This window comes from Corynebacterium alimapuense, assembly GCF_003716585.1.
Taxonomy (GTDB): domain Bacteria; phylum Actinomycetota; class Actinomycetes; order Mycobacteriales; family Mycobacteriaceae; genus Corynebacterium; species Corynebacterium alimapuense.
On the sequence record NZ_PTJO01000006.1, the window covers coordinates 133,013 to 145,981 of the forward strand.

At 56.8% G+C, this 12,969-nt stretch carries 13 protein-coding genes; 5 read left to right on the forward strand and 8 right to left on the reverse strand.

What is annotated here, in order from left to right; genetic code table 11:
• Positions 1 to 16: 16 nt before the first annotated feature.
• From C5L39_RS09895 to C5L39_RS09915, 5 genes are all read right to left on the reverse strand, one after another.
• Positions 17 to 733, reverse strand: a complete 717-nt coding sequence (locus C5L39_RS09895; RefSeq protein WP_123048742.1) for a DUF4956 domain-containing protein — start codon at positions 731 to 733, stop codon at positions 17 to 19.
• A gap of 26 nt (positions 734 to 759) precedes the next feature.
• Entirely contained in the window at positions 760 to 1,635 is an 876-nt protein-coding gene (locus C5L39_RS09900) for a polyphosphate polymerase domain-containing protein (protein ID WP_123048849.1), read from the reverse strand.
• 404 nt (positions 1,636 to 2,039) lie between these two features.
• Complete coding sequence (locus tag C5L39_RS09905) at positions 2,040 to 2,672, reverse strand: LutC/YkgG family protein (protein ID WP_123048743.1); 633 nt, start codon at positions 2,670 to 2,672, stop codon at positions 2,040 to 2,042.
• Positions 2,672 to 4,195: a LutB/LldF family L-lactate oxidation iron-sulfur protein gene (locus tag C5L39_RS09910; protein WP_123048744.1), complete on the reverse strand. Its 1,524-nt coding sequence runs from the start codon at positions 4,193 to 4,195 to the stop codon at positions 2,672 to 2,674. Before C5L39_RS09910 ends, C5L39_RS09905 begins: the two co-directional genes overlap by 1 nt.
• Complete coding sequence (locus tag C5L39_RS09915) at positions 4,192 to 5,007, reverse strand: (Fe-S)-binding protein (protein WP_123048745.1); 816 nt, start codon at positions 5,005 to 5,007, stop codon at positions 4,192 to 4,194. Before C5L39_RS09915 ends, C5L39_RS09910 begins: the two co-directional genes overlap by 4 nt.
• 384 nt (positions 5,008 to 5,391) lie before the next feature.
• Here C5L39_RS09915 and C5L39_RS09920 point away from each other — a divergent pair, with 384 nt between their 5' ends.
• A complete protein-coding gene (locus C5L39_RS09920; protein WP_123048746.1) occupies positions 5,392 to 6,114 on the forward strand; it encodes a FadR/GntR family transcriptional regulator in 723 nt (240 codons plus the stop codon).
• Here C5L39_RS09920 and C5L39_RS09925 read toward each other — a convergent pair.
• Positions 6,111 to 6,779: a metal-dependent transcriptional regulator gene (locus C5L39_RS09925; protein ID WP_123048747.1), complete on the reverse strand. Its 669-nt coding sequence runs from the start codon at positions 6,777 to 6,779 to the stop codon at positions 6,111 to 6,113. The two genes, C5L39_RS09920 and C5L39_RS09925, sit on opposite strands and share 4 nt — an antisense overlap.
• A gap of 126 nt (positions 6,780 to 6,905) precedes the next feature.
• Here C5L39_RS09925 and C5L39_RS09930 point away from each other — a divergent pair, with 126 nt between their 5' ends.
• Genes C5L39_RS09930 through C5L39_RS09945 form a run of 4 tightly spaced genes read left to right on the forward strand, consistent with a single transcriptional unit; the run spans position 6,906 to position 10,423 of the window.
• Positions 6,906 to 7,853 (forward strand): metal ABC transporter substrate-binding protein, encoded by a 948-nt coding sequence (locus tag C5L39_RS09930; RefSeq protein ID WP_245974972.1) that lies wholly within the window; start codon positions 6,906 to 6,908, stop codon positions 7,851 to 7,853.
• Entirely contained in the window at positions 7,854 to 8,594 is a 741-nt protein-coding gene (locus tag C5L39_RS09935; RefSeq protein ID WP_123048748.1) for a metal ABC transporter ATP-binding protein, read from the forward strand.
• Positions 8,591 to 9,502: a metal ABC transporter permease gene (locus C5L39_RS09940; protein ID WP_123048749.1), complete on the forward strand. Its 912-nt coding sequence runs from the start codon at positions 8,591 to 8,593 to the stop codon at positions 9,500 to 9,502. Before C5L39_RS09935 ends, C5L39_RS09940 begins: the two co-directional genes overlap by 4 nt.
• Positions 9,503 to 10,423, forward strand: a complete 921-nt coding sequence (locus C5L39_RS09945) for a metal ABC transporter permease (RefSeq protein ID WP_123048750.1) — start codon at positions 9,503 to 9,505, stop codon at positions 10,421 to 10,423. It begins immediately after the preceding gene.
• On the opposite strand, the gene C5L39_RS09950 is transcribed toward C5L39_RS09945, so the two are convergent.
• Both C5L39_RS09950 and C5L39_RS09955 read right to left on the reverse strand, forming a co-directional pair.
• Entirely contained in the window at positions 10,420 to 12,474 is a 2,055-nt protein-coding gene (locus tag C5L39_RS09950) for an N-6 DNA methylase (RefSeq protein ID WP_123048751.1), read from the reverse strand. The genes C5L39_RS09945 and C5L39_RS09950 overlap by 4 nt on opposite strands.
• Complete coding sequence (locus C5L39_RS09955; RefSeq protein ID WP_123048752.1) at positions 12,475 to 12,936, reverse strand: NYN domain-containing protein; 462 nt, start codon at positions 12,934 to 12,936, stop codon at positions 12,475 to 12,477.
• Positions 12,937 to 12,969: the final 33 nt, after the last annotated feature.

Sequence of the window (12,969 nt, forward strand, 5' to 3'; positions counted from 1 at the left end):
AAGTCGGCATTCTAGATCACACGTCCGTCTGGTCGTGGCCGGTGAGGACGGTGGCCTTCTGGCCGTAGTTGACATCGCGCAGCGCGGAGACCAGTTCTTGGGGCTTAACGGTCTTACGCATTTGGGCGGTATAAGAATATTCGGTTAATGCGCCACCGCGGACCGATTCTGCGGAGATCATCTCGAAGGAGGTGCAGTTAGCCGCCAAGATCATCTCGACAGCCTCGGAAGGAGAGTTCCCGGAGTCATCGACGCCGTCGGCAGGGACCTGAACCTTGATGACCTGGCGTTGGATGTCGGCGCGGAACCAGTCGAAGCGGTACATGATCAGCATGACAGAGCAGATGATGACAGTGGCGGCAATAGCGAGCACATAGAAGCGGGTACCGGTGGTCATACCGACGGCCATCGCTAAGAAGAGGAAGCCGACGTCGCGAGTCTCCTTGACGGCATTACGGAAACGGATGACCGACAGTGCGCCGACCAGCGCGAAGGCGCGGGCGATGTTGGAACCGACCACGAGCATGATCACGGCAATAACCATGCCGACCAAGACCAAGGTCTGCACGAAAGACTGGCTGTAGGAGACGTTGCGGTGGGTCTTTTGATAAACCACACCGATGATGCTGGTGAGCACGAAGGCCAGAAGCAGTGAAAGGAAGACATCGAGGACGGAGAAGGTTCCGGAGAGATCTTGGAAATCAAAAATACTGGAGAAATCTGTTTCAGTCATGATGGAGATCAGCTTTCTTATGAAATTTAAGCGAAGTGAATGGGATCAACGCTGCCGATGGCAGAGGCGGGGCGGAGATGGAAGGCCTCGACACTGTTGCAGTATTTAGACATCCGGATCACCGACATCCCGTGGTGGGCGGTGAGATCAGTGAGCCAGAACGGAACTCGTTCGTCTGCCTTGATCTCAACGACGGCGAATCGCTGGTCGACGGTGGGGCGGTTTTCCGCATCCGGGTCTCCGAGCAGAAAGTCGCGGTCACGGCCAGAGACACCGTGATCGATGGTGACTCGAGCACCCGACTCTGCGTCCTTGCCAGCGAAGGCTTCGCGCTTGTAGGTGGTGGTGGCGATGGGGCGTAGTCGGTTATTGACTACAAAGGCGGAAATTTCGTTGACTAGAGCATGGTCACGTTCCGGCAGCTTCGGGATGAGATCCTCGGGAAGGGCTTGGTAGCCGACCGATTCTCCGCTGGCATCGCACAGTGCCATCGCATCAGCGAAGCCGAGATTAAGGCGACGCTTCTGCGTGACTTTGTTGACACGCTGTTTGATTTCCACCGATACCTGCGAGTCTGCCGTGGCAACCCCGTCGCCGTAGCGACGGATGCGCAGTTTACGGCGGAACTTCAGGCCCTCGATCTTTTCGTAGTAGAAACGCAGATCCGGAGAATCGAAGTAGAGGGACTCAACGCGGTATCCACCCTCGGGGGATAGCGGGTCGAAGTCCAAACGCTGGGTGAGGGAATCTCGCAGACGCGGGATATCCTCCTCCGCAACCAAGTACTTGATTTCAAAGCGATTGAATAGGTGAGGCGAAACGGGTGCGGGGGACGCGGTCTCCTTGGCCCCGGTTTTCGTCCTCTCCGGGGTGGCATACCTGCCGGTCAGTGATGTGCTCATGTCCTTACTAAAAGCCATTTACCTGGAATTAACCCGTAGGTTTTCTGGAAGCAAGCTTTAAGAATGTCCGGGTGAGTCTGGTTTCCTGCTTTTGCTTCGGCTGTCTCGATCATGGGCAAAGCTGAAGTGACATGAGTTGTCTTGATCTTTTAAGAACTATCTCTCAGCAGGGAATATCTGAGAAATTCTGATGCGTGCGAAAGGACTGTGAGAGATTCCGGAACAGCGCTGGCAGAATTCGAAGCATCTCCCAGGGGGAGATTTTTACCCTGGAAACGTACAGGAAACGTACAGTTTGGCTCTGTGAGTGGTGGGCAGTACTTCGCCCTGAACAGTCCGCTATTGGTATTTGCCCAGCTCACAAGGTGATTCTAAGCGCATATCGCGGAGCTGCAGCAAGTACCTCAGCTCAGTAGAACTACGTCCAGCCGCCGAGGACCATGAACACCCTCGACCCTTTCAAGTTCGATATCAGAAGTCGCTGACGGCCCAGAGATCATTGTGATCGGTGCGGTGGGCTCTATCTGGGCCAATGCCTCCGGAATCAATTCCACTACCGAGCTAGCCGAGACGATGCAGATGTGGTGATCGGGGACCAAGCTGATTGCCCGCCGACCCTCATCGGGTCGACCGGTGAGAAAGATGGTGCCGGTCTCCGCACAAGAGACGGTGGAGGAGGTGACCACGGCGTCGATAGTGTCGTTGAGTTCATGGACTGGGAGCGGATGTCCGGGTGCCTCGAAGAGGAACTGTTCTTCGGAATTACTAGGCAGCCAGGAGTGATCGATTCCCTCGGGCACAATCACTTTGGTGGCATCGATACATAACTTAGCCAATAGGAGCGGTAGGGATTGGGCGGTCTCGTGGAAGACGGCCGCCTTGTAGTCGAGTAGGCGCTCCTCGAGCATGGTGAGGATGGCAGCCGGGTCTTGATCGGAGACTCGTCGGTAGTCTCGCGGGATCTCGGGAGCTAGGGGGGCGTCGTCAAGCGAGTTTTTGATTCGCCGAAGGATCTCGGTCTTGGCTTCGTTACTCATTATTGCTCCTGCTGAGGGTGCTGGCCATCCTGCTGGAGGCGTTGTTCGGTTTCGCCTGCATGCTTTTTCCACCAATTGCGGAAGGATTGGTTTGGCGGGGCGGGAATATTGCGTTCATCGGTCCAACCGCCGGCGATACCCGGAAGCCAACCGATCGAGTGCTTGGGGCCAGCCGCGATCCGGCCAACCGGAAGTCCTCGTTCGATCAGCCCCATCCGAGTTCCCGATGACATCACTATCGACGCCCCCTTCATCAGGAGATCCATTTGGGAAGGGACCTTGTGTTCCTCGGCCTCGACGGCCTGAGCTCGCAGGTGAACCAAGATCTCAGGGATGTTGATTTTGACCGGGCAGACGTCATAGCAAGCGCCACAGAGGGAAGAGGCGAACGGCAGTGAGGCGTTTTCCTCGGAAGTGATGCCGGTCAGCTGCGGGGAGAGGATCGCCCCGATCGGGCCCGGGTAGGTCGAACCATAGGAATGCCCGCCAGCATGTTCGTAGACCGGGCAGACGTTGAGACAGGCGGAGCAGCGAATACAGTGCAACGCCGAACGGCCAGCCGGGTCATCGAGAACAGCGGTGCGGCCGTTATCTAAGAGCACCACATGGACATCCTGTGGCCCATCATCCGGGGTGACGCCGGTCCACATGGAGGTATAGGGATTCATGCGCTCGCCGGTGGAGGAACGCGGTAACAGCTGGAGGAAAACCTCCAGGTCAGAGAAGCTCGGAACGATTTTCTCGATGCCCATGACCGTGATCAAGGTATCGGGCAGCGTCAGGCACATGCGGCCGTTGCCCTCGGACTCGACGACGGTGAGAGTACCGGTCTCCGCGACGCCGAAGTTGGCACCAGAGACTGCAACGGAGGTGCTGAGGAACTTCTCACGCAGGTGTCGGCGCGCTGCTTCGGCGAGATCACGCGGCTCAGAGGTCAGGCTCTCATCAGTCTCAGGCATCTCTTTGATGAAGATGTCTCGAACCTCGTGCCGGTTGCGGTGGATAGCCGGGACCAAGATGTGAGAGGGCTTGTCCTTGCCCAGTTGAACAATCAGTTCTGCCAGGTCAGTCTCGGTCGCGGTGATGCCGTGGCGGTGAAGGTGGGCTTCCAGGTCGATTTCCTGGGTGGCCATGGATTTAACCTTGATGACTTCCGTAGAACCGGTGGCCTGAATGAGTTCAGTGACGATGCGGTTGGCTTCGTCGGCATCCCTGGCCCAGTGGACGGTGCCGCCGCGGGCGGTGAAATTGCGTTCAAACTCTTCGAGTAGTTCTGGAAGATTTGCGGCTACCTGTTGTTTGAGAGCAGAACCGGTATCGCGCAGGTGCTCCCAATCGGGCAGCTCCGCGGCTACGTGTGCCCGTTTTTCTCGGATGGTGTGGGTAGCGTGCTGGATATTCGCGCGCATTTGCTCGTTGCGCAGCTGCTCCTTAGCAGCCTTGGGGAAGGCAGTCTCGGCGTGCAAGTTGCCCTGACCATGGACGGGTCGGATGCTGGGGATTCCCAGAGAGGTGGTGCTCATCGGGCACTTCCTTTGGCGGGAGCGGGGATGGAAAGTTCGAGTGGGCCAGTGATATCGAGTGGATTCTCTCGGGTAGAGGCGAGGATCTCAGCAAAGTGGACAGTTCGAACCTCGACTGTGCGCCGCGACATCGCTCCACCGATATGCAGCAAGCAGGAGGCGTCGCCGCCGGTACAGGCCTGCGCGCCGGTAGTCGTGATATTGCCGATCTTTTCTTCGACCATCGCGCCGGAGACATCTGCATTTTTCATGGAAAACGTACCGCCAAAGCCGCAACACTCTTCCGCATCCGGTAGCGGGCGAAAATCAATGCCCTCAACTGAGCTGATGAGATCTTGTTGACGGTCGCCCAGTCGCAGCAGGCGCATGCCGTGGCAGGAGGGGTGATAGGTCACCGAGTGCGGGAAATAAGAGCCCAGTTGTTCGGCGGCATCGGTGATTCCGAGGACGTCGACGAGCAGTTGGGAGAGCTCATAGGTGTTTTCGGCAACCTCGGCAGCCTGCTTGGCTAGGAGTTCATCTCCGCCGACGCGGGCGACCATCGGTTGTTGGTGTCCTAGGGAGGCCACGCATGATCCGGAAGGCGCGACGGCTACGTCATAATCGGCCGTGGAAAACGCCTTGACGTGGTTTCGGACCACTGGAAGCGCATCTGCCAGGTAGCCACTGTTGACGTGCATCTGTGAGCAGCAGCCCTGGCCGGTGGGGAAAACCACCTCATGGCCAAGTCGTTCCAACACGCGGACGGTGGCCAGCGCGACCTTTGGATACATGGCATCCACGATGCAGGTGGAAAACAGCGCGATCCTCATAGGACCTCCAAAATTATCGGAGATGAGCGAATCGGGGCCCGCACACCTGTGGTCAGACCATAATAAGTTAGTGATTGAAGTCACGCAACCGTCACGGAACGGGGCTAGTTCACTTACTCAATATAATCACGTTATATGCTTTAGGGCCGTCCAGGTTGTAGATCTCATAAGTCAGACATCGGTCGTGGAATGAGCTAATCCTGGAGAGTGATGTCCAGGTCTACCGCTATCGATGTCCGTGTCTGTGTTCACGTCCTGCTTCTGCGCTGCTGATCAACCACAATCTGGGAAAGATTGGCAGAGGAGAATATGGCCTTTTCCGGTCTCTGGCCGGTGCGGGCCTAGGATTGGTGAAATTCCTTAGCGCCCTAGGAGGCCCGCTCCATGTTGACCGATCAGCCCCGTGCTTACTCTGTCGTTCTTGAATGGCTGGAGGCGCGACTTCGCAGCGGGGAGATCTCTGTGGGCGATAAACTCCCTGGTGAACGGCAGCTCGCTGAGGATTTTTCCATCTCTCGAGCCTCGGTGCGTGAAGCAATCCGCGTTTTGGACGCGATGGGATTGGTTCGTTCCTCGACCGGTTCCGGACCTGCGGCAGGCGCCGTGGTTATCTCGGAACCGTCGACAGCACTGTCGTGGGCCTTAAGGATGCACGTGGCTACCCGCTCTTTGCCGGTGGGGGATCTGGTGGAGACTCGATTGTTGTTGGAGATCCAATCTGCAGTTCAAGCCGCCGCGGCGGAGGATTCCCCAAAGCGATACGAGACGCTGGCTCGCGCTGAGCGTCTATTGGACCTGATGGATGATCCTGATCTGCCCGCCGGCGAGTTTCACCACTATGACACCCAATTTCATCTGCTGCTGGTCTCATTGGCGGGCAATGTCGTGGTGGAAACGATCATGGAGTCGCTGCGCCAAGCCACCATTGGCTATGTCCAAGAGACAGTGTCGGATGTAGAAGATTGGCCTTCGGTGAGCGTGGTTCTTCGGCGGCAGCACCGGCAGATCCTGCAGGCGGTACGGGAGCATCGGGGAAGCGACGCCGCTGCTGCTCTGCGCGAACACATCATGTGGTTCTTCGAGCTCAGCGGGCAGGTTCGGAGCTAGTTGTCCCGGCGGACTCGGATCTCGGCGAGCGCGCTTTCGGCGAGCAAGAATTCGACGGTGCCGATCTGGACTTTGAGCATGCCCGCTGCAGGTGATTCGAGCACGGTGAGCTGGGATCCGGGGATCATTCCGTGTTCGGCCAGGTAGCGCAACAGTTGCGGATCGTGATCGTTGGCTTGCTCGACGGTGACCGTCTGACCTGGGGAAATCGCAGCTAGGCTCACCCAGTCAACCTGAGGAATCTGCCCTGCCGCATCGGGGATGGGGTCTCCATGTGGGTCGCGTTCGGGGTGGCCTAGGTGGGCGTCGATTCGCGACATAAGCCGGTCGGAGACGGAGTGTTCGAGAGATTCCGCGTCCTCATGAACTTCATCCCAGGTGTAGCCGAGCGTCTGCACCAAGAAGGTCTCTAATAGGCGGTGCCGACGCACCATGTCCATCGCCAGCCGCTGTCCGGCGGCAGTCAGGATGGCGCCCTTATAGGGCTCCTGAATGACGAGGCCCTTGGCCGCTAATCGACGGATCGCTTCCGAAGCTGTTGTCGTTTTTTGTCCCACTCGGGCGGCTAACTCCCCCAAGGGTGCGGGGGCGCCGGAGTGTTCATTGATATTCCAGATTTCTTTTAGGTAGTCCTGGGATCGGTCTGCCAAGTCGCTCACGTGCATGTTCGCCAGCGTATCGGAGCGGTAGGAGCGGGGCTAGTTGCTTGCTAAGGGTAGCTTTCAACGATACTGTTATCTAAAGTTCAATCAATTGAAGATCAAACTTCAGACACCGAGGAGAGATATACCGTGACATCGTTCCGCCGGTTATTGCCCGCCGTAGTTCTGACAACCACTAGCTCACTGATGCTGGCCAGCTGTTCCGTGGAGACGGAGACTGCCAATGCTGAAAGCGACGGACCGCTCACCGTTTATGCCACCACTGGCTATTTGGCAGATGCGGTACTCAATATCGATCCTGATGCTGAAGTGACCACCATGGTCGGTCCAGGTGGCGATCCGCACACCTACCAGCCCTCCACTCAAGACATTGAAGCCATGCGGGATGTAGATCTAGTCTTCTGGAATGGTCTGCACCTAGAAGCTCAGATGATTGATCAGCTGGAAAGTCTCGGCGACAAGCAGCTAGCTGTCGGCGAGATGTTGCCCGAGGACATGCTGCTGGCCTGGGATCAGACCGACGATGAGGGAAATCCCCTCCATGACCCGCATATCTGGAACAGTCCTGATGCTTGGTCGTTGGTGGTCGAAGATATAGCTGACCGCATGGGTGAGGCCGTTCCAGCTAGCGCGGATGAGTATGAGGCTAATGCCACCGATTTCCAAGAGCAGATCAGTGAGGCTGATGATTGGGCACAAGAGCAGCTTTCAAGCATCCCCGATCCTCGAGTCCTGGTCACCGGACATGATGCCTTCAACTACTTCGGCGATACCTATGGCTTAGAAGTCCGAGCTACTGACTTTATTTCCACTCAGGCCGCACTATCTGCCACTGAGCTCTCTGATCTGGCTGATTACATCGTGGACAACGAGGTTCCGGTGATCTTCCAAGATAACCAAGCTAATCCGCAGGCGATTACTTCCTTGCGGGAAGCCGTCGAGTCTCGTGGCTGGGACGTAGAGATATCCACCGAAGAGCTCTTCGCTGACTCCCTCGGGCCCACTGAGCCCGTGGACACCTACCTCGGCGTTTTTGAAAATAACGTCAACACCGTTGCGCAGGCACTGGGAGAATAAATGACAATCTCGACAACCGGCCCGGCTGTGGTCGCTACTAATATCTCGGTGGCTTATCGGGTTGACCCTGTCTTACGCGGAGTCAACGTGGAAGTCCCCCAGGGAGTGGTGATGGGCATCGTCGGTCCTAATGGCTCTGGAAAATCAACCTTGTTGAAATCGATGCTGGGTTTGATACCTACGCTCAGTGGGCATACTGAGTTTTTCGGTCAGCAGCTTGGCGCAGTGCGCAACCACATCGGGTACATGCCACAACAGACCAGTGTGGACTGGGATTTTCCCACCACCGTGGCCGATGTGGTGCTCATGGGAACCTATGGCCGGCTCGGTTGGTTTCGTCGTCCCGGAAAAGCGGAGAAGCAACGGGCCGCCGATGCAATGGAGCAAACTGGCATTACCAATTTGGCTGATCGGCAGATCGGTCAGCTCTCCGGCGGACAACGTCAGCGGGTATTTCTCTCGCGCACGCTGGCTCAGCAGCCGGATCTGTACTTCATGGATGAGCCTTTCCAAGGAGTCGATGCCTATAGCCAGCAGACCATTGTGGATGTGATGCACCGGCTGCGCGGCGAAGGAAAGACCATCATCTTGGTCCACCATGACCTTAAGACCGTGCCCGACTATTGTGACCAAGTCACCATGCTCAACACCGGTCGAGTGGTCAGTTCTGGCCCGGTGGGATCGCATTTCACTGAAGACCTGATCCGAATCGCCTATGGTCTGGAGGCGCAACGGCCGTGACTCCAGTGGAGTTTTTTGCTGACCACACCTTTACGATGGTGTTCTGGGGAACAACCATTATTGGCGTGGTTGCCGGTACGCTTGGCTCCTTCGCGTATCTGCGTCGACAGTCGCTGATCAGTGACGTGATCTCGCACTCGGCGCTGCCAGGAACATTGGCCGCATTCCTCCTGATGACCTCATTGGGGCTTTATGGGCGCAGCATGCTGGCCTTGATTATTGGTGCGGTAATCGTTGGCACGTTCGTGGTGGTAGCCACGAACTGGATCCCCCGAGCCACCAAAATCAAGATCGACACCGCTATGGCAGTGGTGCTTTCCGCCTTCTTTGGCCTGGGCATGTTGATGATGCAGTACATCCAGAACAATCCGATTCCGGACAAAGGCGGCATCCAAGACTATCTATTCGGCAACGCATCGACCATCACGAAGGCAGATCTTGCCGTCTCTTTGAGCATTGGCGGTATCGCCCTGCTGGTCTTGCTGCTGATGTGGAAAGAGTTTGCACTGACCACCTTCGACCGGGAACATGCTGCGGTGATGGGCTTTAATAATCGGCTTATCGACGCCGCCATGTTCGTCCTGATTGCCATCGCCACTGTTATCGGTGCGAAAGCCATTGGCTTGGTTCTCATGGTTGCCTTCGTGGTCACCCCGCCAGCGGCCGCTAGACAGTGGACCTCCACGTTGCCCGGCATGGTCTTTTTCTCCGGACTGATCGGTGGCGTCGGCTCGGCAGTGGGTACCTATCTTTCTATTGCCTTCGGCCCAATTCCTACTGGTCCGGTGATCGCGGTGACCTTGTTCGTCATCTTCCTATTCTCTTTGCTCGCGGCACCTGATCGCAGCATTATCGTGCGTGCTATCCGTCGCCGTCGGGCGATTGCTGAGCTTAAGGCGGCGGTCTAGATGGGATTCGCTTTAGGAGCCGCGCTCCTCGCGGTAGTTACTGCTATCACCTGTGCATTGCCTGGCGTTTTCGTTGTGCTGCGCCGCAATTCCATGCTCGTCGATGGCATCAGCCATGCCGTATTCCCTGGCATCGTTGTTGGCTTCGCACTTACTGGGGATCTCAACTCCCCCTGGTTGATCATCGGGGCGGCCATCTCCGGGCTGATGGTGGCTGTGGGTTCGGAATGGCTCTCGCGTACCGGCCTGATCACTGGCGATGCACCACAAGGCCTGATCTTTCCCGCACTATTTGCTGTGGGCGTGATCATGGTTAGCGGCCAGTTCACCAATGTCCACCTCGATACTCACGTGGTGTTGGTTGGCGACTTGAACCTGGCTTCTTTCGAGCATCTGATCGTCTCCGGTCGTGACTTCGGTCCGACCTATATGTACTTGATGCTCGGTATGTTCCTGATCAACGCGGTGTTTATTCTCTTGTTCTACCGCCAGCTCAAGGTCGCTACTTTCGATCCTGAATTTGCCGAACTTATTGGCATTCGTACCCGCCGGTTGAACCTGTGGTTGATGTTTCTGGTCGCAGTCACTGTCACCGCAGCTTTCCATGCTGCGGGCGCAATTCTGGTGATCTCGTTGATGATCACCCCGGCCGCGGTTGCCTATCTGGTCAGTGATCGGTTGCCGCAGATGTTCTTTTGGACACTGGTGGTTTCCACCATTGGTGCCATTGCTGGCTTCCAAATTGCCTATGCCTTTAACGCCGCTACTTCTGCGGCGATGGCTACTTTCTATGGCCTGATTTTTGTGGTGGTCCTGGTAGGAACGCGGGTCGTCCGGAATCGGCGACGTCGACAAGCAACAGATCAACCTGGGCACTCCAACCCAGCGCCGAGCGAGCCTGCGCTGGGAAGTAGCACCTAGCGGCTACTCGATCCATATCGGATGACATTGATCGCCGCATCCATCGTCTTAACTGTCAGCTTTGAGAGCTCTTCGGCCTGGTTGTGCAGGTCGTTGAGTTTTTCTAGAGACCGTGCGACTTCTCGCTGCTGGTCGATATCCAGGTGGGGGATCTGGATTTGTTTGAGTTCCCTGCGTGCAATCGGCAGACCAAGCTGAGGGGCTTCATTAAATGAGGCGTTGATGCACGCTGCCAAATAGTGCGGGTCGAAGGCCTGATTATTGACGCGCAACACTAAGAAGCCAAGCGGGGCGACCCAGCGAGAACCATCTGCTGTGAACACCCAGGCGGGCGAAGTCCCGATGCGGGGGAGCACGATATCTCCGTCCTGGAGCAGGGGAGTGTCTTTTTCAACGGTGACGATCTTTGCCTCATTGCCCCGATGGCGTGAGGTAATTTGTCGTGCCTGGAGTCCGGTTTCTGGTGACTCATCCGGCGCGTTAAGCCTGCGGGTGGGACGTTGTCTGCTGATGATTTTTCTGGCAATGAGTTGGTGCAGGCTGGAGACGGCAGCGGCAGTGGGAAGATGTTCAAAGAACTCCCCCTCGGCGCTCTGTGCACTGTGGATGAGCTCTAAGACATCGTGCAGTTGAGTGCTGGATTGTTCTAGTTCTTGGTGGACTTCCTGGCTGCTGCGGTCTTTTCGGAGCAGCTGAGCGGGGACGAGAGAACCCTCATTAGTGATCAATTCCGCAAGGCTGATCTTCCCGGTAGGAATCGAGGCATCGATGCCTGCTCTAAGCTCTGTGAGCCATTGGCCGATATGAGCTTCTGGCTGGGAGGCTTCGCTGGCATCGGCGATGAGGACCGAGGCTTCCTGGGAATGCTCCGGGGATTGAATGACCCACAGCATTGTGGGGATGCTGGAATAGGACAACAACCCCTGGGGAAGCTGAACCACTGCTTCAAGAGCGTTGCGGGCCACAAGTGCTTGACGGAATTGGGTGGAGCGACCGCTGTATCCGGTGCTCATCCCGGTCAAGACATATCCACGTCCGCCTGGAGCTAGGTGGCTGAGAATATAGAGGACAAACGCCTCTTCCGAAAACACTGTCGAGGCATCGATGCCTGCCTCGGCCAGCAGTGACTGTTGGATCTCTCTATCGAGACGCATCGCCAGTGGAGGTTCCGTAACAATGGTCTGGGCACTGAGACCTGGGTGCGGATCATTGGCCAATGAATCACCATGGGTGAAGGTGGCAGGAATATCTGCCAAATAGGCATGAATGGTGGCGATGAAAGCGGAAACCAGCTCAATGTCGTTGCCGATGACGTTGAGATTGGTACCTCTTGTACTCAATGAGAGCGCCGTACCACCGATACCGCAGGCGGGATCGAAGATGGTGTCGCCATCTTTGATCGTGGTGGCAGCGGCGTTGACCAATAGTGCAGACGAGGCAGACTTGGAGGTGCCGAATTCGCTGGAGCTACCGCGCCCGCCTAGCCCCAAGATGGAATCGATGGTGAGTGTCGCTGCCTGGCCATAGTCCTCAATCTCGAGGCTGTTGAAGCCGTTGATCAAATCGGGGGCCAAGGTCTCGGGGAGATGTGTGATGATCTCGCAGACAAATGCGGGAGCATCAGCCGGGAGATGGCGCGCGGGTACTGGGGCATCGCTGATTGCCTGGTGAAGTTGTGCTGTTGTGCTCGAGTCAGCAACGCTCTGCCAGGAATCGCTGGTAGTTGTGGCGGCTTGTTTGTGTAGGGCTAGCAGGTAGAGCGTCAAGAATGTGGAGTTGATGGGCTCTAACGTGCTTGCGCGTAGCAGGTTGATGGTGGCCTTCAAGCTAAATTCGACGCTCCTAGTGGCAGCATCTTGCGCTAATAGGTCGTTGGCCTTGAGCCAGGAGAGGATTTCTTGAAGGTCGAATAGAGGTCGTCGGGCCGGGGATTGGGGGGTGGGGGATGGGAAATCTTGGTAGCGAGAACGCCAGTTACTGACGGCCGCGCGGGTGACATTGGCCAGGGCGGCAATGTCTTTGATGGCCAATTGGCCAGTGGGGGTGTTCATTTAGGCGCTCTTTCGGTGGTCGTTCTCGGTGGGGTTAGTAATCGGGGTGGTGATAACGGTATTAGCCGCGAAACGCAGGCGCTTTGATAGAGCATCTGGGTGGGAATAGACGGTGGTGGTCAAGCCCTGCCCATTCAGCCAAGAGATTTTTTCTGCAAAGATTCGGTCTCCAGAAACTAAGACCACTTCGTCGAAGCGGGCTGCTAGATCCTCATCCATTACCTCTAGAAGGCGAAAATCTGCTCCATTTTCACCATGTCCCGGCAGAATCCGGTGGCGCTGCCAACCAGCGTGCACGTTGGTCACTGTGGTGATATCTGCGGCCAACACAATCAGATCCTCCGTAGTGGAGCTAATCCAGTTATCCAGCATTCGGCGGCACCAGTGGGCTTGACCCGGGGTGGCGATGGGGCCTCCGTTGAAGTTCTCAATGTCGATGAGGATGATCTTTCGTGCGGTCATGATGTGTTCCCTTTGTGTGTTGGTTGCTTAATC